The sequence below is a fragment of the Pyxidicoccus sp. M6 genome (assembly GCF_055568925.1).
In genome coordinates this window covers 8070408-8096012 of the sequence record NZ_CM145714.1, presented here as the reverse complement: position 1 = coordinate 8096012, position 25605 = coordinate 8070408, and the positions used below count along the sequence as shown (strand labels likewise).

The following is a 25605-nucleotide window of genomic DNA, read 5'->3' as shown; positions in this document are numbered from 1 at the left end:
CCGTCGCACCGGGCCACGTGAGACGACGTCTTTGGGAGATGACCGAAAACACGTCGCGCTGGCCCGACAAGCGGTGCTCGATGCAGTGGACACGGTGAAGAGTTCCACGAATGGCGTCGCCAGTGCACTCTCCAAGCTGGCGACGCGTCCACCCGGACTGGGGAATCGCGGCTTGAGTGGAGTCAACGGAGTCTTCTCCCGTTACCTGGAACATGGCTCCAGCAAGCTGCCCTGGCTGCGAGGCACCCTCGGTCGCGTTACGGCGCTGACGGAGGTTGCCTCGGCAGTCGAAGACCCGGACATGTCGCTGGGCGTCCTCCGGATGGGAGGGCCACGGCTCCAGGCGGCGATGTCCGGCGCCATGCTGCTCGCCGCATGGCTCGACTTCCTTCAGCTGGCCGACGTCGTGCTCCGGGAGTGCCCCGCCTACAGTATCGAGACGCTGTTCATGGACTTGAATCGGGTGCAGCAGCGGATGCAGCCCACCTTTGCGGCGCTTGCGTCAGATGACCCCGGGCAAGTCGAGGCAGCGGCCACGGCGATGCCCGAGCTGATGGGGCAGCTCACACGCGAGTTCGGCACCGTCCGAGACGGCGCGCGCACGGCCATGGACCGCAGCGGCAAGGTCATCGCGGCGGCGCAGCTCGTGGAGATGCTCACCCTGGTCTCGACGCTGAAGATGTCGCTGCCTCGACTACCTCCCGCCGCTCCCGCCACTGTCGGCGTCGGCCTCCTGATGGGCTCGGGTGGGGTGATGATGGGCTCGCAGATTGTCGTCTCCGCGGAATGGGTGGAGATGATTCGCCGCCTCGTGCAGGCCGGTGTCCTCTCCGTTCCAGCCATCAGCGCCGCCGTCCGTATCCACGCAGGCCAGGTGATGATGGCGCAGTCCAACGAGGACCTGCCGAAGGGCATACGTGAGGCGCTCGGCGATGGACCCGAGGTGCGCGCCATGCGGGAGACGGGCAGGGCAGGAGCGGGCATGTCGGAGTTGCCCAAGCACCACGCCCTGCCTCGGGAGCAACGCGAGTGGTTCGTTCAGCGCGGCTTCAAGGGCGACATGGACATCGACCAGTTCTGTGTCCAACTGGAGGCCGCGCACCATCAGGCGATTCACGGTGGTGGTGACTGGCGATTGGGGCGCACGTGGCCCAAGGAGTGGAACCGGATGATCATGGAAGTGCTTCGCGAAGCCGAGGCTGAAGCAGGTCGGATGCTGTCGCGAAGCGAGATTCTGGAAGAGGTCGCGCTCCAGATGAGACGCTATAACCTCCCGATGAACTTCGTCCCCTGGCGAGCACGATGACCGAGGGAAACTCCTGGCGCGGCAATTGGGTCGCCCGCATGTACGAGCGGGTTCGCGAGCGCGGCTACAGCTCGCTCACGGCCTTCGCCGAAGCGCGCCCCACGGCCTCGTTGGTGGCGCTCGCCGAGGAGCTTGGCACGGCCGAGCTCGCAGCCGTGCAGGTGTTCAGCGGATTGGTTGAGGAGGCAGAGCGAAGTCATCAGGTGACTCGCCTGGTACGCGGTCAGTTCGTACGCGAGCTGTGGGAGCGCCTTCCCGAAGGATGGCCGCAAGCGGGAGACGAACCCAACCGCATCAAGCTCGCGATGGCTCTTGGCTCGTGGTCCGCATTCACACCGGAAACCCACAAAGAGCGCGTGAAGCAGGCCAGAGCAGCACTCCGCACGGCGCCGCCTCCCCCAGGGTGGCGCCCGCTCGATTCCGAGGACGAGCTGCTCCGCACGCTCCTCCCCGACGAGCATGCGTGACGGACGCGTTCAGTTCGACGCGTGCAGCGCCTTCAGCAGTGCCTCCGTGGCGGTGACGGATTCCGCGAGCGTGCCGACCAGCTCGCTCATCTCCGGCCGCACGCCCAGCTCGTCCTCGATGAGGTTCGCCAGGTTGGTGGCCAGCAGCGAGTTGCCGCCCATCTCGTAGAAGTTGTCTCCCGGCGAGACGGAGTCGACTCCCAGCAGCTCGCACCAGTAGCCGGCGAGCCGCTGCTCCAGTGAGATGACGTTGGACGGGGACGAGGTGGCAATCACGGCGTGCTCCTGTGGTGCTTCGGAGCATGAAGGCTATCAAGCCACGTATAGAGTGAAAACAAGGCGAGGCCGGTTACATCCGAGCTACACAATTTGGCTCGGAGGTTGTCGCGAATGACACCGGAATGACGCACACGTTCAGACCGGCCCTCGTCGTCATCGCGATGTCGCAGCGCGGCACCTTCAGGTGAGCCCCTGAGTACGACGCGCGCCTCACGCCTCGCTCCGGAAGAAGCCCTTCTTCGCCCGCTCCGTCGCCGCGACGTAGAGGCCGGTGATGACGGTGATGACGAGCAGCAGCGAGCCCGGAGGCGGCACGAAGCCGAGCATCCCCGCGAACGGGAGGAACGGCAGGACGTACGTGAGCACCACGACGGCCACCGTGGTGACGAGCAGCAGCGTGCCGGGACGGCTCCGGTAGAAGGGCCGCCGCGTGCGCACCACCAGCGCAATCACCAACTCCGTCAGCAGCGACTCGATGAACCAGCCCGTGCGGAACAGCTCGGGGCCGGCCTTGAAGAAGCGCAGGAGCAGACCGAAGGTCAGGAAGTCGAAGACGGCGCTCAACAGCCCGAAGGCGACCATGAAGCGCGCGATGAAACGCATGTTCCAGCGCCTCGGCCGCTCCATCAGCTCCGGGTCCACGCTGTCGCCCGCCAGCCCCACGGCGGGAATGTCCGACAGGAAGTTGTTGAGCAGAATCTGTCCCGCCAGCAGCGGAAGGAAGGGCAGGAACAGCGACGCCACCGCCATGCTGACCATGTTCCCCAGGTTCGCGCTCGTCGTGGTGAGGATGTACTTGAGCGTGTTGGCGAAGGTCCTCCGCCCCTCTTCGATTCCGCGCCGCACGACGTCCAGGTGACGCTGGAGGAGGACGAAGTCCGCGGCCTCGCGGGCCACGTCCGCGGCCTGGTCCACGGAGATGCTCGCGTCCGCCGCGTGCATGGCCGGAGCGTCGTTCACCCCGTCGCCCATGAAGCCCACCACGTGGCCCTGCTTCTTCAGCGCGAGGATGATGCGCTCCTTCTGCGTCGGGTCCACCTCGACGAACAGCTCCGTCAGCTCGGCCCGGTGCCACAGCGCCTCGTCGCTCAGTTGATGGAGCTGCGCCCCCGTGAGCACCCGCGTGGTGCCCAGGCCCACCTCACGCGCCACGTGCTCCGCCACCAGCCGGCTGTCCCCGGTGATGACCTTGATGCCCACCCGCATCCGGGACAGCTCGAGGATGGCCTCGCGCGCGCCCTCCTTCGGCCGGTCGAGGAAGGCGAGGAACCCGCACAGCGTCAGCTCGCGCTCGTCCTCCCGCGTGTAGTGCGCACGGGCCTCGACCGGGCGGGTGGCCACGGCGAGGATGCGGATGCCCTGCTGGCTCCAGGCGTCGTGGCGACGCTGGAGCCCTGCTCGCAGCCGCGCGTCCAGGGCCTCACCGCCGGCGACGTGCGTGCAGACCTCCAGCATCTGCGCGAAGGCGCCCTTGGTGACGAGGCGCACGTCGTCCCCGCGCCGGACGATGACGGACAGGCGCTTGCGCACGAAGTCGTAGGGAATCTCGCCGAGCTTCTGTGCCGAGTCCGGCGCGGGCGTTTGCGCGCGGAGGATGGCCTCGTCGAGCGGATTCGACAGGCCCGCCTGGAGCGCGGCGTTGAGCGCCGCCAGCGTGAGCACGTCGTCCGAGCGCTGGCCCGAGGTGTCGAAGGCGCCGTCCAGGCTGACGACGCCCTCCGTCAGCGTGCCCGTCTTGTCGGTGCACAGCACGTCCATGCTGCCGAGGTTCTCAATCGCGCTGAGGCGGCGCACGAGCACGCCCCGCGCGGCCATCGTCTGCGAGCTGGCGGCGAGATTCACGCTGAGGATGGCGGGCAGCAGCTCGGGGCTGAGCCCCACCGCGAGGGCCAGGGAGAAGAGCAGCGTCTCCACCGGTGGCCGCGCGAGGAGGACGTTCGCCGCCACGACGACCAGCACCATCAACACCATCGTCACCAGCAGCACGTATCCGAACTGGCGGATGCCCCGGTCGAACTCCGTCTCCGGCGCGCGCAGGGCCAGGCGCCGGGCGATGCCTCCGAAGGCCGTGTCCCGCCCGGTGGCGACGACGACGCACGCCCCGGTGCCGCTGCGCACGTGGGTGCCCCGGAAGACGCAGTTGTCCCGGGCCGCCAGCGCGGCGTCCGGCGCGGCGAGCCCGGGCCGCTTGTGGACGGGAAAGCTCTCGCCCGTCAGCACCGCCTGGCTGACGTACAGGTCCGTCGCCTCGAGCAGCCGCGCGTCGGCCGGCACCATGCTCCCCGCGGACAGCAACACCACGTCGCCCGGGACGATGGAGGGCAGCGGCACGGTGTCCGGCCGGCCTCCCCGCAGCACCTTCACCGAGAGGGTGATGCGCTCCCGCAGCCGGGCAATGGCGGCCTGGGCCTTGTACTCGCGCGAGTACCCGAGCACCACGCTGCCGAGGACGATGGCCAGCACGATGACCGCGTCCGTCCAGTCACCCGTGAAGGCGGAGATGACCGCGGCGACGACGAGCAGCAGCACGAGGGGACTCTTGAGCTGCCCCCAGACGACGCCGAGGCGCGACAGGCGCCGGGACTCCTCCAGCTCGTTGTCACCGTGCAGCTCCAGACGGCGAAGGGCCTCCTCCGGCGGAAGTCCGTCCGGGCTCGTGCGCAGGGCGTCGAGCAGCGCTCGCGGCGGGAGGGCCCAGTAGCGCTCGACGGCCGGCGCGCGGCCCGCCTCACGCTGCTCGCGCAGCTCGCCCCGGGAGAGGAGGAGGCCCGGAACCAGCGGGAGGTAGAAGCTGAAGCCCCGGAACAGCACCGTCGCCGACAGCGCCGCGGCCAGGGGAATGCCCATCAGCGTCAGCGTCCCGGTGGAGGCCGCCTCGAAGGTGCCGAGCCCTCCGGGGATGACGCCCAGCGTCCTCGCCAGCGTGGACAGCATGAAGGCGGCGAAGACGCCGGTGGGTGACGCCTCCACGCCAATGGAGCGCAGCAGGGCCCACAGCGTCGCGGCGTCGAGCAGGTGGATGACGAAGTTGTAGCCGGTGGCCTCCGTCAGCACGCGCGGACTGTGCGCGAGCGAGGGTGGGGCCTGGGAGAGCGCCGCGAGGAGCGTCCTCGCGCCGGGAATCCGCGCGACGCCGCGCGGGCGGCGCTCGAGGTCCGTGCTCCGGGACAGGCGCACGAGGAAGGCGATGAGCACGCAGGTGAGCGCGATGAGCACGCCCGTGGACGCCCATACCAGCGCGCGCGCCTCTCCGAGCCAGTCCGCCAGCCCCAGGGCGACGAGGAGCGCGAGGATGAGCGCGGTGTAGTTGGTCATCGTCTCCACCACCACGCACGCCATCACCGGCCCGCGCGCCACGCCGCGCCGCTCGAGGCCATGGACGATGAGCGCCGAGCCGCTGATGCCCGCGGACGGCACGGCCTGGTCGATGAACAGCTTCGCGAAGCTCAGCGAGTACAGGGCGCCCAGCGGCACGCGGAAGCGCGCCCGCCGCAGCACGGAGCGCCACACGGCGGACTGGGACAGGTAGGTCGCCGCCTGGAGCAGCGCGGCGACGAGCAGCCAGGCCGGGGCCGAGTCCCTCAGCAGGCGCGCGAACTCGCGCTCGTCCGAGGCGCGCGCCGCCACCAGGATGACCGCCGCCAGCAGGGCCAGCCCGAAGCCCCACCTGCGCCAGTTCCATCGGGCCCTTGCCTGAGGCAACGTCCCCTCCCGCCCTCACGGAGGCGCCCCTGTCACGATGGGGGCGCTTCGCTCCGGCGCAAGGGTGGGGCCTGGAGTCACGAGAGGGGCCGTCCCCTCGAATGCTCACTCCGCGGCGCGACGGAAGTAGCCGTCCGACAGCGTCCGCAGGAAGGCGACGATGGCCTGCTCCTCCTGGGGCGACAGGTTCAGGTCGCCCACGTCGCGGGTGTTGAGGTTCAACCCCACCTCCGGCATGGGCCAGCAGTCCGTGCCGGGGATGTCCGGTGTCCCCACGAGGCACACCGGCAGCACGTCCCGCGTGTTGTAGAAGTGGACGAGTGACTCGAGGCTCTTGAAGTAGCCGTTGTGGGTATAGGCCTTGATGAAGCCGGGGAAGGGGCGCTTGTCCACGTTGCGCAGGGTGGGAACCCTGACCCGGCCCAGGTTGGCGCGCGCCCGCGACGCCCACTCCGCGCGCGTCTGCAGGAAGGCGCCCAGGCCCAGGTCCACGTAGAAGGGCCCCTCCGGGTTGAACTGGAGCTGCCAGTACCAGGGATTGAACAGGTTGCGGGGCACGCCCAGGTTCTCGAAGCTGTAGTCGGTGAAGAGCGGCGGCTCGCCGCGGGGCCCGCGCTGGCTCGGGTGGCAGGTGTCGCAACGGGCCCTGCCCTCGAAGAGCCGCAGGCCCCACTCCTCCTGGGCGGTGAGCCGGGCGCGGCCGGCGAGCCATGCGTCGTACTTCGAGGAGAAGGCGTTGACCTCGGACGAGCCCTCGTACGCGGCGATGGCCCGGGCGATGGAGTCGTACGCGCGCGGTACGTCGCCGCAGATGCTGGCGCCGTAGACGGCGCGGAAGAGGTCGCCGTAGGGGCCCTGACACACCTTGCCCACCACGACGGCCTCGCTGGGATTGTTCTGCTCCACGGGGTTGAGGAAGGGGCCCTGCGCCTGGTCCGCGGCGGGGTTGCCCAATTCCTCTCCCGTGGCGCGGCCGTCCCAGAAGTTGCCGCCCACGAACTCCGCGCGCCCGAGCGTCCGCGGGTGGAAGATGGGGGCAGTCGTGGCATAGGCGGACGAGGGCGGCTTGCGGTTGCCGAAGCGGCCCCGCACGGCGCCCTCGTATACGGAGCCGGTGAGGTTGATGAACATGTCGGGGCCCGTCCAGCCCACCTCGGGGCCATGGCATACGGCGCAGGCCTGGCCCATGGGTTCGGAGAGCCGGCGGTCGAAGAAGAGCAGCTTTCCGAGCCGCTCCACGGGCTTCAGCGCGCCGCGCTCCGCCGAGCGCTCCTGCGCCAGCGTGGCCTCGAAGATGGCAGAGGCCTGGACGTCCTCCGGGCGCTCGGACGGCGCGGCGTCCCGGCTCCCCGGGCGCACGAGGGATTCAGACGACGGAGCGACCTCGCAGGCCAGCGGGCCTCCCAGCAACAGCAAGACACACACGCTCCACCATGACCGGGCCATCGCATCACCTCGCCTGAAAGGGGGCGCCAAGGGTGGTGTCCCCCTCCGGGCCCGGCCATGGTTCCGGAGCCGGAGCACTGTGTCCGCTGGTGACGCCCGGATGCGCTCACGCGCCGTCGCAAGCGTTCTCGGGCCGGAAGGACATCAGACTGGAGTCCTCCTCTCGGCCCGCGCCTTCAAGCCGAGCATCATCCTCCGCTCCATGACGAAATGCGGAAGCTCGATGAGCTGCGCGAGCACCCGCTGCATCCACCGTCGCGGCTCCATGCCGCTCCTCCCGCGCACGAGCAGCCGCGTCCTCCCTCCCTCCAGCGGCTCGAGCACGAAGGCCCAGCTCGACAGGCCCCAGGCAGGGGCCTCCTCATCAATCGCGGAGCGCAGCACGAGCGCGCGCGAAGGCACCAGCTCCACCACCTGCATCCCCGTCCAGCGGCTCATGGGGATGACGTCGCCGACCTTCAGCCCCTGGAGCCGCGGGAGCACGTGGTCCGCGGAGTGGCCCTCGACGAAGTGCGCGGCCCCCGCGGCCCGCTCCAGCCAGTCGTAGCTGTACCAGCCCGCGCGTCCGTAACCGATTTGCACCAGCCACGGCCATACCGCTTCGGGAGGCGCATCGATGGTGATGGCGCGCGTCCCCCCGCCCACTGGATTGGGCACGAGCGCGTCTCCAGGCAGGGCGCGGCGGACCTCCTCCGGCGTCGCGCCCCAGAACAGCACCCACGGGCGGGCGAGCAGCCAGCCCCAGGGCATGAGCGCTCCCACCCGGCTGGCCGCCTGGAACGCACGGCCACGCGGGCGGCCGCCGAGCAGCGTCGCCGTCACCGCCGAGGCCCACAGGAGGTCGAGCACCAGCGAGGGTCCCATCGTCACGCCCACGCCAAGGGCCGGCCCCAGCAGCGACGTGGGCTGCTCCAGGGGAGGGTGGGGTGGGCGCGGCGTCCGGTGCGCGTCGCGCACGGTTGTCTGGGGTTGCGTCGTCTTCTCCACGGCGTCTCTCCTCGTGGGCGCGGCCGTGCTGCGCGTACTGCGGGAGGCATGTCGGGGGAAACATGAGCACCCGCGAAGGCGCTCGCGTCTCCACACGGACAGGACGTCGCGGTCGAAGCCTCCGGATGGGATGGCGGGCGCTCGCCGCGCCGCTGGCGCGCGGTGGGTTGCATCCAGCGGATGGGGTGCGCTGCTTTCCCGGGGAGGAGGACGTGCGCGGGGACGACCCCTGTCGGGGCCGTACGGACGGGCGCACGCCCGCAGCGTCCGGGGAGGTGTCAATGTCGCTCGCAAGGTTCTGTCGCAAGACGGTGGCCATCATCCAGCCCACCCAGAGCGTGGCCGAGGCCGCCGAGCGGATGCGCGAGCAGCACGTGGGCGCGCTCGTCGTCGTGCAGGACGACCTGCGCCCGGTGGGCCTGTTGACCGACCGGGACATCGTCACGCGGGTGGTGGCCGAGCGGGCGGACGCGACGACCGTCACCGTCGCGGCGGCGATGACGTCCGAGCCCGTCATCGTCCGTGTGGACACCTCGCTCGACGAGACGCTGTTCGCCTTCAAGAAACACGGCGTGCGCCGCCTGCCCATCGTGGACGGGCAGGGGCGCGTAGCGGGGCTCGTGTCGCTCGATGACGTGCTGGTGCTCCTGTCCGCGGAGCTGGACCAGACGGCCGCCGCCGTCCGCGAGAATCAGGGCCCCTGAGGCGCGACAGGCGGGGCGCCGCCAGGCACGCGCGCCTCCCGGCCCTCGTGCGGACGGGACCTGCTCCACCCGGTCATTGGCCGGAGCGGGTGTGAGGCAGACACATGGCCTGGGGGGACAGCGCCATGGAGACGCACGCGGGACTGGAGGTTGCGTCCGGCTCGAACTTCGAGGAGCTCGTGGAGGCCGAGCTGGAGGCCATCCACCCTGGACAACACCCACGCCCGGCGGGAGCGCCTCCTGCGGAGCCCCGGAAGCGGACGAAGGGGAAGGCGACGACGTGGGTGGAGCATCCCCGGGAGAGCCTCTTCGGGCTCGCGCTCTCCGGAGGCGGCATCCGCAGCGCGACCTTCAACCTCGGGCTCCTGCAGGGACTCGCGAAGCTGGAGCTGCTGGGAGTCTTCCACTATCTCGCGACGGTGTCGGGCGGCGGGTACATCGGGGGGTTCTGGACGGCGTGGCGCGCGCGCACGGGGCGCGCCGAGCAGGAGCCGCGGGCCGGGCAGGAGCGTGAAGCCGAGCGGAAGAAGAAGAGCCTCTTTCCACTGGGAACCGATGCGGCTGGCGGAATGGAGCCGCTGCCCATCCGCCACCTGCGCGAGTTCAGCAACTTCCTGCGCCCGAGGCCGGGGCTGCTGAACTCCGACACGGGGCGAATGGTCTCCTCCGTGCTGAGCGCCATCATCCCCTCGCTGCTGACGACACTGGCGCTGCTGGTGCTGGCGGTCCTCGCCTGGGAGGGGCTCGCACGCGCGGCCCTCGTCCCCGGGCGGGTGGCGCTCGTCGGTGGGCAGGGCAGCCTCCCAGGGTCGCTATCCTGGCTCGCATTGTTCATTCCGCCCCTGTTGGCGAGAGGGCCCCTGAAGCGCCCCTTCATCTCGCTGATGGCGTGTGGGCTGGCGCTCGGCGCGGTGTGGCTGCGCGGTGGCCTCCTGTTCTTCTTCCTGGTGACCACCGTGGAGCTGGTGCAGGGCGAGTGGTGGTGGCGCAGGAGGGAGCTGGGCGAGGATCGCCTCACGCTGGAGGGGCCCGGCGCGTACTTCCTCGCGGGCGTGTGCGGCGTGGTGCTCACCGTGGCCTTCGCGTGGCGCTTCGCGGCGGGCGCGAACATGACGCCGATGGCCGACCTGCTGCGGTGGCACTCCGAGTCCTGGGCCATGCCGGACCGGCATGTCTTTCAGTCCCTCTTCCATCCGGCCGCCGTGTGGGGCGCGGCGGCGGGCGCGCTCGTGCTCCTCCGCTTCTTCTTCTCGAACTGGGGCCGGGGTGCGCAGCCCGCCTGGATGGCGGCCTTCGGGCGGGCCATCAGCCGGCTGCTCATGCTCGCCGCGCTCTGGACGGGCATGGCGGGATGCTGGCTCGCGGGGGCGTGGCTGAGCCAGAAGCTGGAGGCGCCTTCCATCGCCGGGCTGGTGACCGTGGTCGGCATCCTCATGAAGGTGCTCGCCCGCGGGCAGAAGCTCCTGAGCCACCAGCCGAGCCGGCCGGCCATGCCGGACAGGCGCGAGCGCATGAAGCCAATCGCGCTCCGGCTCCTGGCGTGCTTCATCGTGGCGCTGCTCCTCATCGGGGTGGTGGCCCTGGTCATCCACGCGCGGCAGGACCACTGGCTGCCGCTGCTGTTCGGGATGGCCGCCGCGGCCACCGTCGCGACGCTGCTCTACTTCGAGACCACGCGGGTGGGGCTGCACCCCTTCTACCGCTCGCGGCTCGCGTGCGCCTACCTGGGCGCGTCCAACCCGGGGCGGAGCCAGACGGAGCCGTCGGGCGAGTGCAGCGGGGACGACCTGCCGCTGACCGAGCTCGCCGGTGGCCCGTGGGCGCGGCCCCTGCACCTCATCTGCTGCGCGGCCAATGACCTTCGGCCGAAGGACCCGCTGCGCAACCTGGAGCGCGGGGCGCAGAGCGCCGTCCTCTCACCGGTGGGCATGAGCGTGGCCCACGAATGGGCGCGCTGGAGCTCCGACGGCGCGGGAAGGCGCGAAGGCGGAGCTCCCTCGCTCGCGTCGGCGATGACGGCATCGGGCGCGGCCTTCAACTCGAACATGGGCGCGCAATCCAAGCGGCTCGGGCCGGCCGTCACGTTCCTGATGACCGCCTTCAACCTGCGCCTGGGACTGTGGTGGCCTCACCCGACGCGAGGCCGCGGGCCGCGCTGGTTCGACGCGCTGACCCTCGGACTGCCCTTCTACAAGGAGATGTTCGGCATGTCGCGAGCGCAGGGCCGGGACGTCCACCTCTCCGACGGCGGGCACTTCGAGAACCTGGCGCTCTACGAGCTGGTCCGCCGGCACTGCCGCTACATCCTCGTGTCCGACTGCGGCATGGACCCGGATGTCGCCTTCGACGACTTCGGCAACGCCGTGCGGCGCGTCCGCGAGGACTTCGGGGTGGACATCGACATCGACCTGTCGCCACTGCGCCCCGACGACCATGGACGGGCCCGGCAACGGATGGTGGCCGGAGACATCCACTACCCCACGGGAGACACCGGGGTGCTGTTGATGATCAAGCCCACGCTGACGGGCAACGAGCCGGCGGACGTCGCCCAGTACAAGGCGCGTAACGACGCCTTCCCGCATGAGTCGACCGGGGACCAGTTCTACGACGAGGCCCAGTGGGAGTCGTACCGCAGGCTGGGCGAGCACGTGGCCGAGTCCGCGTTCCAGCCCGTCCTGAGCCAGTTGGACCGGGTCGCCCGGGAGGACCCGGACATGCTGGGCCCCGTCCTCTTCGCCCAGGCCCGCCGGGAGTGGCTCCCGCTGCCCGCCGGGTACTCGGAGCGCTTCGCGCGCTTCGCGTCGCGAGCGGCGGAAATCGACGCGCTGCTGCACAAGGCGGGGGCCTACCGGCTGCTGCGAGAGGTCTTCGAGGAGGAGGTGTTCCTCGAAGGCCTGTCACGGCAACGGGGGAGCAGGCCCCGCGAGACTCCGGCCTGGCCCGAGGCCGCGGACATCTCCGAGTCCCTGCAGGCGAGCCGCCGGGCCCTCCTCTTCATGGAGGAGGTGTTCCTCAGCGAGGACCTCGCCGAGCGGTACAACCATCCCGCCTACCTGGGGCTGATGAACTACTTCGCGCGCTGGACGCACGCGCCGCTCTTCCGGATGTGGTGGCCCCTCCTCAAGGCCCTGTACCCGAAGCGCTTCACGCGCTTCCTCGAGCAGCGGTTCGGCCTCGAGCGGGCCGGAACCGCGGCCCGGGTGGAGCAGGTGACTCGCGAGCACGCCAGGGGACTGGCGATGTCCGGCTGGCTGAAGGAGCGGGGTGAGCTCTCCGTGAGCGACGGCGCGCGGCTGCTCTCCTTCATCCACGCGGTCCGTTATGGGGACCGCGACGTCGACATCCAACTGGCCCTGGTGCGCGTGCGGAAGGAGGAGTTGGGGGAGGGGAGCCGGTTCGAGGCCTGGGACTCGAATGACTTCTACGTGCCATCCGGCTTCTGGGGCGCGGGCATCGGCGACGCCTTCCTGGCCGCGCTCGTCAGATGGGATGGGTGGCCGGCTCCGTCGGATGGAGAGGTGGCGCGGCTGGCGGTCCATGTCCACGGGGCCCGGAACGCCTCCCTCGACGACAAGAAGCGGGAGGCGGATGAGGCCGTGCTCTACCGCAACAACGGCTTCAATGAGCCGGGCGACGCCGAACACGAGGCCCTCTGCGCCAGGTGGCGAGAGTCCTGGATGAGAGGGGACCCGGCAGGGACGTGCCGGCCCGAGCAGGGCCCGTGTCCCTGCCTGTGGTTGGTGCGGAGCGTGGTCCGGCCCGAGGCCTCCGAGGAGGCGTCCTCGCTCACGGCTCCACTCGCGGAGGACGCGGGCCTCCTCCAGTCCCGTGTCGAGCCGCGGGGAGGGCCGGAAGTCAGCGCGTGACGCGTCACTTCCCCCGGGCGCGAATCACCCGGCCCGTCATGTCCAGCGCCAGCTCCAGGCCCTCCTGCAGGCTGGCGCAGGTGTGCATGGCGGAGAAGTCCACCCCGAGCTGCACCAGCGTCTGCGCCACCTGCGGGCGGATGCCGCTGAGGATGGTGTTGGCGCCCAAGAGGCGCACCGCCTCCATCGTCTGGATGATGTGGTTGGCCACGCTGGTGTCCACCACCGCCACGCCCGCGATGTCCAGGATGATGACCCTGGCCTGCGTCTTCACCACGCGCTCCAGCACCCGCTCGACCATCTGCCGGGCACGGAGCCCGTCGATGGTCCCGATGAGCGGCAACAGCAGCACGCGCTCGTAGAGCTGGATGACGGGAGTGGACAGCTCGCGGATGGCCGCCTGGTGCCGCTCAATCGCCTCCACGCCCGCCGCGATGTACGTCTCGATGGCGACGGACATGTCGAAGAAGACGAGCTTCTGGATGCTCCGGATGAGCGTCTCCGTCTCGGGTGTGTCACCCAGCTCCTGGTAGAGGCGCTGGTCGATGAGACGCAGATAGTGGGCGTAGGCGCCGAGGTACCACTTGGGAGCGACGTTGAGGTGCTGGTGCGTGGTGCCCACGCGCAGCCGGTCCGCCACGTAGGCCAGGTCACACACGCCGGAGAAGAGCCGGAGGAAGTAGCGCTTCTGCGCGCTGGAGGCCCGCTGCAGGACGGCCGGGTCGCGGAAGAAGAGCCGGCTCTCGTCATGCTTGAGGAGCAGCTCGTTGTAGAAGGCGTCGACGATGGCGTCGTTGTGCCGCTCCGCGAAGGGCCGGAGCGACTTCAGCCGGGCCAGGTCCTCATCACCGAGTTGAAAATAGGTGCGGCGGCTGGAGAGCTCCTGCTCGTCGAAGCCCAGCGCGGCCATGTGCTGCCTTTCATTCTGCATCCACGTCCTCCCTCGCTTGAAGGGTGTGACCCACGGAGCACCCTCTCGCCAGAGACGCACTGTAGGAGCAGGCGGCGGAATGCGCGCGTCTGGATGAAGGGGGAGCGCCCAGTCGCGCACCCGCTCCCACGTGATGCATGGCATTGAAGAAGTTGAATGCAGGTATTTCTGTTAAATCCAATTTAGATTGGATCGCTGACTTAACAGTAAGCCCTGGATGGTGGCAGAGTGCGTCCACTTCTCGTCCCCCCAACCTCCCGCCCCCCAGGAGAGCGCGCGTGAAGACACTCCTCGTGACGCAGGCCGACCTGCGCAAGCTCGTGCAGACGGAGGGAATCGACGCCTTGATGGACACCGTCATCGAGGCGCTGGAGTCGGCGTTCCGCCACTTCGACACGGAGCGCACGGAGCCTCGCAAGCGGGACGGCTTCACGCTGCGCAACGAGCGCACCGGCGTGCTGGAGTGGATGCCGGTGATGCAGCACGGCGAGTCCATCACCATCAAGGTGGTGGGCTACAACCCGAACAATCCCCACCGCTATGGGGTTCCCACCATCATCGCCACCAATAGCGTGTACGACTGCGCCACCGGGCGGCTGATGGAGTTGATGGACGGCGTGCTGCCCACGGCGCTGCGCACGGGCGCGGCGTCGGCGATTGCCAGCAAGTACCTGGCGGACCCGGACAGCCGCGTGGTGGGCATGGTGGGCTGCGGGGCCCAGGCCGTCACGCAGTTGCACGCGTTGTCTCGCCTGTTTCGCATCGAGCGTGTGCTCGCGTACGACGTGGACCTGGGCGTGCTGCGCACCTACCTGCGGCGCGTGGGCTTCCTCGGGCTGGACGTGCGCCCGGCGTCGCTGGAGGAGCTGGAGGCGGAGTCGGACATCATCTGCACCGTCACCTCGGTGGGCGTGGGCGAGGGCCCCGTCATGTCGGATGGCCGCTTCAAGCCGTCGGTGCACATCAACGCGGTGGGCTCGGACCTGCCGGGGAAGATCGAGCTGCCGCTGTCGCTGCTGGAGCGCAGCCTCGTGTGCCCGGACTTCCTGGAGCAGGCACTCGTCGAGGGTGAGTGCCAGCAATTGCGGCCGGAGCAGATTGGCCCCTGCATCATCGAAGTCATCCAGCATCCGGAGCGCTACGCGGACTGGCGCAAGCGCTCCACGGTGTTCGACTCCACGGGCTTCGCGCTGGAGGACCAGGTGGTGACGCGGGCCCTCACGCGGCGCGCGCGGGAGCTCGGGCTGGGCACGGAGGTGGAGCTGGAGAGCCTGTCGGGGGACGCGATGAATCCCTATGACGAGCTCCTGCCGGCGCACGGCTCTCAGGCGGCCCTGCGCACGGCGCGCCTGGACTGACGCCGCCGGTTCCGCGCCCTCACACAGCAGACTGTTTCTTCACCTGGATTCCCCCGGGGCGCGCCTGGCGCGTCCAGCCGGGCTGGCGCGAGGTCAGGTGCACCATGATGCAGACACATCCTCCAGCGGGCGAGGGCGTACGGCAGCGGGTGGACGGAGCGGGACGCAGGCCGACGGTGAGGCACCAGCCCCACGGCGGCGAGGTGGTGCAGTCCTTCGCGCAGCAGCGGCTGTGGTTCCTCGCGCAGCTCGACGCGGGAGGCTTCGCGTACAACGCGCCATTCGCCACGCGGCTGAAGGGGCCGCTGGACGTGGCGGCGCTGGAGGCGGGCTTCCAGGAGGTGGTGCGGAGGCACGAGTCGCTGCGCACCACCTTCGCGCAGGTGGACGGCCAGCCCGTGCAGCGCATCCACGCGTCCATTGAGCTGAAGCTGCGAGCGGAGGAGGTGGCGGAGGCGGAGGTGCTTGCCCGCGTCGAGGAGGAGGCGCGCAGGCCCTTCGATTTGGAGCGCGGCCCGCTGCTGCGCGTGGTCCTCCTACGCGTGGCTCCGGAAGACCACGTGCTGCTCTGGTGCGTGCATCACATCGTCTTCGATGGCTGGTCCATGGGCGTGCTGGAGCGGGAGGTGGCCGCGGTGTACGGCGCGCGGGTGAGGGGAGGGGAGGCGGGGCTGGAGCCCGTGCCGGTGCAGTACGCGGACTACGCACAGTGGCAGCGCGAGTGGCTCGAGGGTGAGGTGCTGGAGCGGCGGTTGTCGTGGTGGAAGGCGCAGCTCGCCGGAGCACCGCCCGTGCTGGAGCTGCCCACGGACAGGCCGCGCCCTCCCGTGCAGTCCTTTCACGGTGCGCTCCTGCGCGTGCCGCTGCCGGAGGCATTGGCGAGCTCGCTGCGCGAGGTGAGTCGCAAGGCCGGCGTGACGCTCTTCATGACGCTGCTCGCGGGCTTCCAGGCGCTGCTCTCGCGCTATAGCGGGCAGACGGATGTCGTCGTGGGTTCGCCGGTCGCGGGGCGAAGTCAGTATGAGCTGGAGGGGCTGGTCGGCTTCTTCGCCAACACGCTGGCCCTGCGCGTCGACACGGAAGGCGCGTCCTTCCAGGAGCTGCTGGCCCGGGTGCGCAAGACGTGCCTCGGTGCCTTCGCGCACCAGGACCTGCCCTTCGAGAAGTTGGTGGATGCGCTCCAGCCCACCCGCGACGTGAGCCGCACGCCCGTCTTCCAGGCCGCCTTCGCGCTCCAGGGCGAGCCCGGTGCCGAGCTGAAGCTCCCAGGCGTTCGCGCCTCGGATGTCGCCTTCGAGCCCGGGGTTGCGAAGTTCGACCTGACGCTCTTCGTGCGCGAGACGCCCGAGGGGCTCGTGGGTCTGTGGGAGTACAGCACCGCGCTCTTCGATAAGGAGACGGTGGCCCGCATGGCGGAGCACCATGCGCGGCTGCTGAGTGAAGCCGTCGCACGGCCGGAGCGGCGCGTGTCGGAGTTGTCGCTGCTCTCCGAAGATGAGCGCCAGCAGCTCCTCGTGCGGTGGAATGACACGCGGACGGAATATCCACGCGACACGTGTGTCCACGCCTTGTTCGAGGAGCAGGCAGCACGCACGCCGGACACCGTCGCGGTGGAGTACGAGGGCGCGCGGCTGACGTATGCGGAGCTGAATCAGCGGGCCAATCAGCTCGCTCGCCATCTGCGCAAGCGCGGCGTGGTGGCGGGTGCTCGCGTCGGCCTGTGCGCGGGACGTTCGCTGGAGATGGTGGTGGCGACGCTCGCCATCCTCAAGGCGGGCGGTGCCTACGTGCCGCTCGACAGCGCGTACCCGAGCGAGCGGCTGGCCTTCATGGTGGAGGACTCGGGCGTCCAGGTGCTGCTGTCGCAGCCCAGGCTCCTGTCGCGTCTGCCTCCGGACTTGCGCGTGGACATCCTGCCGCTGGAGCCCGTAGGGGCTTCCGGCTCGCAGGAGGGTGCGGAGAACCTGGATGTGCCCGCGTCCGCCGATGCGCTTGCGTACGTCATGTACACGTCGGGCTCGACGGGCCGGCCCAAGGGCGTGGCCATTCCGCACCGGGGCGTGGTGCGCCTGGTGAAGGGCGCCCACTTCGTCGAGCTGTCAGAGCGCGAAGTCTTCCTCCAACTCGCCCCCATCTCCTTCGATGCGTCCACGTTGGAACTCTGGGGCGCACTGCTCCACGGCGCGAAGCTGGTGCTCTTCCCCGACTCCGCGCCCTCGTTGGAGGAGTTGGGCCAGGCACTGGTGCGGCACGGCGTCACCACGCTGTGGCTCACCGCCGCTCTCTTCGAGCAGATGGTGGCCACGCAACCTGAGGCCCTGGCGCATGTGCGGCAGGTGCTCGCGGGAGGCGATGTGCTGTCGCCCACCGCCGTGCGAGCGCGGCTGTCGCAGGGCCGCATGCTCGTCAACGGGTACGGCCCGACGGAGAACACCACCTTCACCTGCTGCCACCCGATGACGGCACCGGACGAGGTGGGGCACACGGTGTCCATCGGCCGGCCCATCTCCAACACGCAGGTGTACCTGCTGGACGAGGCGTTGGAGCCGGTGCCGGTGGGCGTATGGGGCGAGCTGTACACGGGAGGAGACGGACTGGCGTGGGGCTACCTGGGCCGTGCGGAGCTGACGGCGGAGCGCTTCATTCCGCACCCCTTCAGCCCGGAGCCCGGTGCGCGCCTGTACCGCACGGGAGACAGGGCGCGGTGGCTTGGGGACGGGCGCATCGAGTTCTCTGGCCGCCTGGACGGACAGGTGAAGCTGCGAGGCTTCCGCATCGAATTGGGTGAGGTGGAGTCTGCACTGCTGCGCCACCCCGCGGTGCGCGAGGCAGTGGTGGTGGCTCGCGAGGACGGGCCCGGAGACAAGCGGCTCGTCGCGTACTTCGTCCCCCGAGCTGACGCGCCCGCAGTGGCGGAGCTCCGTGCGCACATGCAGTCGAAGCTGCCCGAGTACATGGTGCCCTCGGCCTTCGTCGCGCTACCGGCACTGCCCCTCACGCCCAACGGCAAGGTGGACCGCAAGGCCTTGCCCGCACCGGACCTCGAGGACGCAGGGGAAAGGGTGCCCCCGCGCACCGCGATGGAACAGGTGGTGGCCGGTGTGTTCGGCCCCCTGTTGGGACGGGAGCGCGTGTGGGCAGACAGCCACTTCTTCGAGCTCGGCGGCCACTCGCTGCTGGCCACCCGGGCCGTCTCGCGCCTGCGCGAGGTGGTGGGCCGCGAGCTGCCCGTGCGCGCCCTCTTCGAGGCTCCCACGGTGGCGCAGCTCGCGCGACGCCTGGAGGAGGCGGATGGGGCAGGGGCGTCTCCGCTGGTGCACCAGCCGCACGGCGGTGAAGCGGTGCAGTCCTTCGCGCAGCAGCGGCTGTGGTTCATCTCGCAGCTCGACGCGAGCGGCTTCTCGTACAACATCCCCTTCGCCCTGCGGCTGAAGGGGCCGCTGGACGTGGGCGCGCTGGAGGCCAGCTTCCAGGAGATGGTGCGGCGTCACGAGTCGCTGCGCACCACCTTCGCGGAGGTGGATGGCCGGCCCGTGCAGCGCATCCACGCGCCCCATGAGCTGAAGCTGCACGTGGAGGACCTGGCCGAGGCGGACGTCCTCGCCGAGGTGGAGCAGGAGGCCAGGAAGCCCTTCGACCTCCAGCGCGGCCCGCTGCTGCGCGTGCGCCTCCTGCGCGTGGCTCCGGAAGACCACGCGCTGCTCTGGTGCGTGCACCACATCGTCTTCGATGGCTGGTCCGTCGACGTGCTGTACCAGGAGCTCTCGGAGTCCTACTCGGCCCGGCTGCGCGGAGAAGCGCCGCGGCTGGAGTCGCTGCCAGTGCAGTACGCGGACTACGCGCGCTGGCAACGCGAGTGGCTCGTGGGCGACGTACTGGAGCGGCAGTTGTCTTGGTGGAAGGCGCAGCTCGCCGGGGCACCGCCCGTGCTGGAGCTGCCCACCGACCGGCCACGTCCTCCCGCGCAGTCCTTCCGGGGTGCGCTGCTGCGCGTGCCGCTGCCGGACACCCTGGCGAGAGCCCTTCATCAACTCAGCCGGCGTGAGGGTGTGACGCTCTTCATGGCGCTGCTCGCGGGCTTCCAGGCGCTACTCGCGCGCTACAGCGGCCAGTCGGACATCGTCGTGGGTTCACCCATTTCCGGCCGCAACTGGCGCGAGGTGGAGCCGCTGCTCGGCTTCTTCGTCAACACGCTCGCGCTGCGGGTGGACACGGAGGGCACGACCTTCCGCGAGCTGCTGGGCCGCGTGCGCAAGGCATGCCTCGGCGCCTTCGCCCATCAGGACCTGCCCTTCGAGCACCTCGTCGATGCGCTGCAACCCACGCGAGACTTGAGCCGCTCGCCGCTGTTCCAGGTCATGTTCGTCATGCCGGGCACGCCGAAGCCGCTGGCCCTGCACGGCGTCACCGCCGAGGACCTTCCATTCGAGCCCGGCACGGCGAAGTTCGACCTGACCCTCTTCGCGTGGGACACGCCGCGTGGGCTGGAGACGTACTGGGAATACAACACCGACCTCTACGACGCGGAGACGGTGTCCCGCATGGCCGGGTACTACGTGCGACTGTTGCAAGGCGCCGTGTCCCATCCTGGCCAGCGCGTGGATGCCCTGCCCCTGCTGGGCGAGGCCGAGCGCCGCAAGCTGTTGCTTGAGTGGGGCGCACGAGAGGACGCCACCTACGTCCCGGGCCTCATGCATCGCTGGGTGGAGGCCCAGGTTGAGCGCACGCCGCATGCCGAGGCGGTGACGGACGGCACGAGCTCACTCACCTACGCGGAGCTGGAGGCGCGCGCGAATCAGCTCGCGCATCACCTCATTGCGCTCGGTGTGCACCCCAATGGCTCGGTGGGCCTGTGCCTGGACCGCGGCAGCCTGGACATGCCCGTGGCCGTGTTGGCCACGCTCAAGGCGGGTGCGGCCTTCCTGCCGCTGGACCCGACATGGCCCTCCGAGCGCCTCGCGCTGATGCTGGAGGACACTCGCGCACCGGTGGTGGTGGCGCACGGGCATCTCGTCTCGGCGGTGCCTTCCGGCACGGGCGCGCGACTGCTGCGTCTGGGTGAGGCTGCGGACGCCATTGCCGCCCGTCCCACCCACGTCCCGCCGGTGGAGGTGTCTCCGGAGACGCACTGCTATTTCGTCTACACCTCGGGCAGCACCGGCCGGCCCAAGGGCATCGTCATGTCCCACCGCGCGGTGGGCAACATGCTGTGGTGGCTGCTCCAGCGTTCGGTGAAGCCGGACGCCACCACGCTCCAGTTCGCCTCGCTCAACTTCGACGTCTCCTTCCAGGAGATGTTCGGCACCTGGTGCCTGGGCGGGCGGGTGCTGCTGATGACGCCGCCACTGCGCCAGGACCCCACCGCCATGCTGCGCTACATGGTGCGGCACCGCGTGGAGCGGCTGTACCTGCCCTTCGTCGCGCTGCAGGCGCTGTGTGACGCGGCCCTCAACGAGGCGGAATTGCCCCCGCTCAACGAGGTGGTGACGGCGGGCGAGCAGCTCCAGGTGACTCCGGCGCTGGTGGCCTTCTTCGAGCGGCTCCCCGGGTGCGTGCTGGAGAACCAGTACGGGCCCTCGGAGGCCCACGTCGTCACGGCGTGGCGCGCGTCCGGTCCTCCTTCGTCGTGGCCCGCGCTGCCTCCGGTGGGGCAGCCCATTCCCAATGTGCGGCTCCAGGTACTGGACGCGCGGGGCGAGCCCTGTCCCATCGGCGTGCCCGGCGAGGTGTACGTCGCGGGCGAGAGCCTCGCGCATGGCTACCACGGGCGGCCGGACCTGACGGCGGACCGCTTCGTCCCGGACGTCCTCGGAGGCAGCTTCGGGGAGCGCACGTACCGCACGGGAGACCGGGCGCGATGGCTGGCGGATGGGAACGTGGAGTTCCTCGGCCGGCTGGACGGACAGGTGAAGCTGCGCGGCTTCCGCATCGAGCTGGGCGAGGTGGAGGTGGTGCTGCGTGCCTTCCCCGGCGTGCGCGACGCGGTGGCCATCGTCCGCAAGGACGTGCCCGGAGACCGGCGACTGGTGGCGTACGTAGTGCCGCAGGAGGGACCGTCGGTGGAGCTCGCCGGACTGCGCGAGCAGCTGAAGGCCCGGCTGCCGGAGTACATGATGCCCTCGGCCTTCGTGTCGCTCGCCACGCTGCCGCTGGCTCCTACGGGCAAGGTGGACCGCAAGGCGTTGCCCGCGCCGAAGGCGGAGAGCGCGCAGGCAGGCTTCGTGGCACCGCGCACGGCGATGGAGCAGGTGGTGGCCGGCGTCTTCGGCCCGCTGCTGGGAATGGAGCGCGTTGGAGCGGACGGCCACTTCTTCGAGCTGGGCGGCCACTCGCTGCTGGCCACCCGGGCCGTCTCGCGCCTGCGCGAGGTGGTGGGCCGCGAGCTGCCCGTGCGCGTGCTGTTCGAGGCCCCCACCGTGGCGCAGCTCGCGCGACGGCTGGAGGCGGCACTGGAGCAGGAGCGGGGCGAGCCCCCACCGCCCCTGGTGCACCAGCCGCATGACGGCGAGGCCGAGCAGTCCTTCGCGCAGCAGCGGCTGTGGTTCGTCTCGCAAATCGATGCGGGTGGGTTCTCGTACAACATGCCCAATGCCGTGCGGCTGAAGGGGCCGCTGGACGTGGCGGCGCTGGAGGCGGGCTTCCAGGAAGTGGTGCGGCGGCACGAGGCGCTGCGCACCACCTTCGCGGAAGTGGACGGTCGGCCGGTGCAGCGAATCCAGACGTCCATTGAGCTGAAGCTGGAAGTGGAGGAGGTGGCGGAGGCGGATGTCCTTGCCCGCGTCGAGGAGGAGGCGCGCCGGCCCTTCGACCTGGAGCGGGGCCCACTGCTGCGCGCGAGGTTGCTGCGCGTATCTCCCGAAGCGCATGTGCTGTGCTGGTGCGCGCACCACATCGTCTTCGACGGCTGGTCGGCACGCGTGCTGGAGCAGGAAGTGGCGGCCGTGTACGGCGCTCGGGTGAGGGGAGCAGCGCCGGCGCTGGAAACGCTGCCGGTGCAGTACGCGGACTACGCGCGGTGGCAGCGCGAGTGGCTGAAGGGCGAGGTGCTGGAGCGGCAGTCGTCCTGGTGGAAGGAACAGCTCGCCGGGGCTCCGCTGGTGCTGGAGTTGCCCACCGACAGGCCGCGTCCACCCGTGCAGTCCTTCAAGGGCGCCCACCTGTCGATGCGACTTCCGCCGGAGCTTGCGGGCGCGCTGCGCGAGCTGAGCCGGAAGGAGGGCGTGACGCTCTTCATGACGCTGCTCGCAGGCTTCCAGGCGCTGCTCGCGCGCTACACCGGGCAGCCGGACCTCATCGTGGGGTCGCCCATCTCAGGTCGCAACTGGCGCGAGGTGGAGCCGCTGCTCGGCTTCTTCGTCAACACGCTGGCCCTGCGCACCGACACCAGTGGTGGCGTCTCCTTCCGCGAGCTGCTGGCGCGGGTGCGCAGGACCTGCCTGGGCGCCTTCGCCCATCAGGACCTGCCCTTCGAGCACCTCGTCGATGCACTCCAGCCCGCGCGTGACTTGAGCCGCTCACCGGTATTCCAGGCCACGTTCGTCATGACCGGCTCGACGGAGCCCATGGCGCTGCCGGGGCTTGTCTCGGAAGAACTGTCCTTCGAGCCGGGCATGGCCAAGTTCGACCTCACGCTCTTCGTGCGCGAGCTGCCCCAGGGACTCGTGGCGTACTGGGAATACAACACCGGGCTTCACGACGCGGAGACGGTGGCCCGCATGGCGGGGCACTACGTGCGGTTGTTGCAAGGAGCCGTCTCCCGTCCCGGCCAGCGCGTGGACTCGCTGCCGCTGCTCGGCGAGTCCGAACGCCGCCGCCTCCTGGTCGAGTGGAATGACACGCGTACGGAGTACCCGCGCGAGGCGTCCATTCATTTGCTGTTCGAGGAGCAGGTGGCGCGCACGTCGGACGCCGTGGCGGTGGAGTACGAGGGCGCGCGGCTGACGTATGCGGAGCTGAACCAGCGGGCCAATCAGCTCGCTCGCCACCTGCGCAAGCGCGGCGTGGTAGCGGGTGCTCGCGTCGGCCTGTGCGCGGGACGTTCGCTGGAGATGGTGGTGGCGACGCTCGCCATCCTCAAGGCGGGCGGTGCGTACGTGCCGCTCGACAGCGCGTACCCGAGCGAGCGGCTGGCCTTCATGGTGGAGGACTCGGGCATCCAGGTACTGCTGGCGCAGCCCAGGCTCCTGTCGCGTCTGCCACCGGACTTGCGCGTGGACATCCTGCCGCTGGAGCCCATAGGGGCTTCCGGCTCACAGGAGAGTGCGGAGGTGCCGAACGCGCCGCTGAAGCCCGTAGCGGCTTCCGGCTCGCAGGAGGGTGCGGAGAACCTGGATGTGCCCGCGTCCGCCGATGCGCTTGCGTACGTCATGTACACGTCGGGCTCGACGGGCCGGCCCAAGGGCGTGGCCATTCCGCACCGGGGCGTGGTGCGCCTGGTGAAGGGCTCGCACTTCGTCGAGCTGTCAGAGCGCGAAGTCTTTCTCCAACTCGCCCCCATCTCCTTCGACGCGTCCACGTTGGAACTCTGGGGCGCGCTGCTCCACGGCGCGAAGCTGGTGCTCTTCCCCGACTCGGCGCCCTCGTTGGAGGAGTTGGGCCAGGCACTGGTGCGGCACGGCATCACCACGCTGTGGCTCACCGCCGCTCTCTTCGAGCAGATGATGGCCACACAGCCCGAGGCCCTCGCGCACGTGCGGCAGGTGCTCGCGGGCGGCGACGTGCTGTCTCCCACCGCAGTGAGAGCACGACTCTCCCAGGGCCGCATGCTCGTCAACGGGTATGGCCCGACGGAGAACACCACCTTCACCTGCTGCCATCCAATGACGGCACCAGACGAGGTGGGGCACACCGTGTCCATCGGCCGGCCCATCTCCAACACGCAGGTGTACCTGCTGGACGAGGCGTTGGAGCCGGTGCCGGTGGGCGTATGGGGCGAGCTGTACACGGGAGGAGACGGACTGGCGTGGGGCTACCTGGGCCGTGCGGAGCTGACGGCGGAGCGCTTCATTCCGCACCCCTTCAGCCCGGAGCCCGGTGCGCGCCTGTACCGCACGGGAGACAGGGCGCGGTGGCTTGGGGACGGGCGCATCGAGTTCTCTGGCCGCCTGGACGGGCAGGTGAAGCTGAGAGGCTTCCGGATTGAGTTGGGTGAGGTGGAGTCCGCATTGCTGCGCCACCCCGCGGTGCGCGAGGCAGTGGTGGTGGCTCGCGAGGACGGGCCCGGAGACAAGCGGCTCGTCGCGTACTTCGTCCCCCGAGCTGACGCGCCCGCAGTGGCGGAGCTCCGTGCGCACATGCAGTCGAAGCTGCCCGAGTACATGGTGCCCTCGGCCTTCGTTACGCTACCGGCACTGCCCCTCACGCCCAACGGCAAGGTGGACCGCAAGACCTTGCCCGCGCCGGAAGGCCCGGCGCTGGAGTCCACTCGCATCCGGGTCGCGCCGCGGACTTCCATGGAGCTGCAGCTCGTTCGCATCTGGGAGGAAGTGCTGGGCCAGCACCCACTGGGCATCCGCGATGACTTCTTCGAACTGGGAGGCCACTCGCTGCTGGCCATGCGCCTGCTGGCTCGGATTCGCGAGCTGACGGGACGAGCACTTCCCGTAGCGGCCCTCTTCCAGGGAGCCACGGTGGAGCACATCGCGGAGCTGCTACGCAGGGAGCAGGGCCCCGCGTCCGTGCTGGTGCGGCTGCGAGGTGGCACGACGAAGCGCCCCTTCTTCTGCATCCACCCGGTGGGCGGCACGGTGCTGGCGTACGCGGAGCTGGCGCACCTGCTCGGGCCGGACCAGCCGTTCTACGGCGTGCAGTCGCCGGGGCTGGAGGGACAGGCACCGCGCTTCGGCAGCCTGGAGTCCATGGCCGCGCACTACCTGGACACCGTGCGCTCCGTGCAGCCGCGAGGTCCGTACCTGTTGGGCGGCTGGTCCATGGGCGGCATCCTCGCCTACGAGATGGCCCGCCAGCTCCAGGTGCAGGGAGAAGAGGTGGGCCTGGTCGCGCTCATCGATTCGTATGCGAACATCAACGTCTCTCCCGACGGGACAATGACTCCGGAGTCGCTGGAGCCCGCGAGACTGGGCGCGCTCTTCTACCGCGACCTGCTGCGCGCGACGGGCGCCGAGCTTCCGTGCTCAGAGGAGGAGCTGTCACGGATGGTCCCTGACGAGGCGCTGCGGGTGCTCGAAGCAGCGGGCCGCACCGCGGCGGCGCTTCCCGAGTCGGGCCTCCAGTCCCTGGCGACGCTGCGGGAGGTATTCGAGGACAACCTCCGCGCGGCGTGGAGCTACGTGCCCCAGCCCTACGCGGGGACGCTGCTCTCCCTGGAGGCAAGCGCGGCGTCACGGCCGCACGGCTGGGAGGCGCTGGCCCGGGGCGGAGTGGAAGTGCACACGGTTGAGGGCGATCACTACACCCTCCTGCGCGGCGACGGGCTCAGGAGGGTGGCCACGCTGCTGCGCGAAGCCCTGAGCCGAGCCCACGCAGCCGACGCGCGAGAGCGGCGCAGCGCCACCTCTTGAGCACAGACAGGCGCGGGCCACCCGGGGAGGTAGCTCCGT

11 protein-coding genes are annotated in these 25605 nt (G+C 70.1%); 6 read left to right on the top strand and 5 right to left on the bottom strand.

Translation table 11 applies throughout. The features are described 5' to 3' along the window. Positions 1-172 precede the first annotated feature (172 nt). Positions 173-1306: a DUF2380 domain-containing protein gene (locus ACVTJA_RS31845; protein WP_465825298.1), complete on the top strand. Its 1134-nt coding sequence runs from the start codon at positions 173-175 to the stop codon at positions 1304-1306. Next, complete coding sequence (locus tag ACVTJA_RS31840) at positions 1303-1773, top strand: NUDIX hydrolase (RefSeq protein WP_465825297.1); 471 nt, start codon at positions 1303-1305, stop codon at positions 1771-1773. The genes ACVTJA_RS31845 and ACVTJA_RS31840 overlap by 4 nt, the downstream gene beginning before the upstream one ends. Before the next feature lie 9 nt (positions 1774-1782). Here the strand turns inward: ACVTJA_RS31840 and ACVTJA_RS31835 are convergent, their stop codons facing one another. From ACVTJA_RS31835 to ACVTJA_RS31820, 4 genes are all read right to left on the bottom strand, one after another. Next, positions 1783-2049 (bottom strand): phosphopantetheine-binding protein, encoded by a 267-nt coding sequence (locus tag ACVTJA_RS31835; protein ID WP_465825296.1) that lies wholly within the window; start codon positions 2047-2049, stop codon positions 1783-1785. Positions 2050-2262: 213 nt separating this feature from the next. After that, positions 2263-5754: a magnesium-translocating P-type ATPase gene (gene mgtA, locus ACVTJA_RS31830; protein ID WP_465825295.1), complete on the bottom strand. Its 3492-nt coding sequence runs from the start codon at positions 5752-5754 to the stop codon at positions 2263-2265. A gap of 105 nt (positions 5755-5859) precedes the next feature. Then, positions 5860-7200 (bottom strand): cytochrome-c peroxidase, encoded by a 1341-nt coding sequence (locus ACVTJA_RS31825; protein ID WP_465825294.1) that lies wholly within the window; start codon positions 7198-7200, stop codon positions 5860-5862. 144 nt (positions 7201-7344) lie between these two features. Further along, on the bottom strand, positions 7345-8187 hold the full coding sequence (locus ACVTJA_RS31820) for an SRPBCC family protein (RefSeq protein ID WP_465825293.1): 843 nt from the start codon (positions 8185-8187) through the stop codon (positions 7345-7347). Positions 8188-8468: 281 nt separating this feature from the next. Between ACVTJA_RS31820 and ACVTJA_RS31815 the strand changes: the two genes are divergently transcribed. Then, positions 8469-8891: a CBS domain-containing protein gene (locus ACVTJA_RS31815; protein ID WP_465825291.1), complete on the top strand. Its 423-nt coding sequence runs from the start codon at positions 8469-8471 to the stop codon at positions 8889-8891. Between the two features lie 104 nt (positions 8892-8995). After that, a complete protein-coding gene (locus ACVTJA_RS31810) occupies positions 8996-12757 on the top strand; it encodes a hypothetical protein (RefSeq protein WP_465825290.1) in 3762 nt (1253 codons plus the stop codon). 4 nt (positions 12758-12761) lie between these two features. On the opposite strand, the gene ACVTJA_RS31805 is transcribed toward ACVTJA_RS31810, so the two are convergent. Beyond that, a complete protein-coding gene (locus ACVTJA_RS31805; RefSeq protein ID WP_465825289.1) occupies positions 12762-13688 on the bottom strand; it encodes a protoglobin domain-containing protein in 927 nt (308 codons plus the stop codon). 278 nt (positions 13689-13966) lie between these two features. Here ACVTJA_RS31805 and ACVTJA_RS31800 point away from each other — a divergent pair, with 278 nt between their 5' ends. Further along, positions 13967-15046, top strand: coding sequence for an ornithine cyclodeaminase family protein (locus tag ACVTJA_RS31800; RefSeq protein ID WP_465825288.1), 1080 nt, complete (start codon positions 13967-13969; stop codon positions 15044-15046). Between the two features lie 104 nt (positions 15047-15150). After that, positions 15151-25566 (top strand): non-ribosomal peptide synthetase, encoded by a 10416-nt coding sequence (locus ACVTJA_RS31795; RefSeq protein ID WP_465825287.1) that lies wholly within the window; start codon positions 15151-15153, stop codon positions 25564-25566. Positions 25567-25605 lie beyond the last annotated feature (39 nt).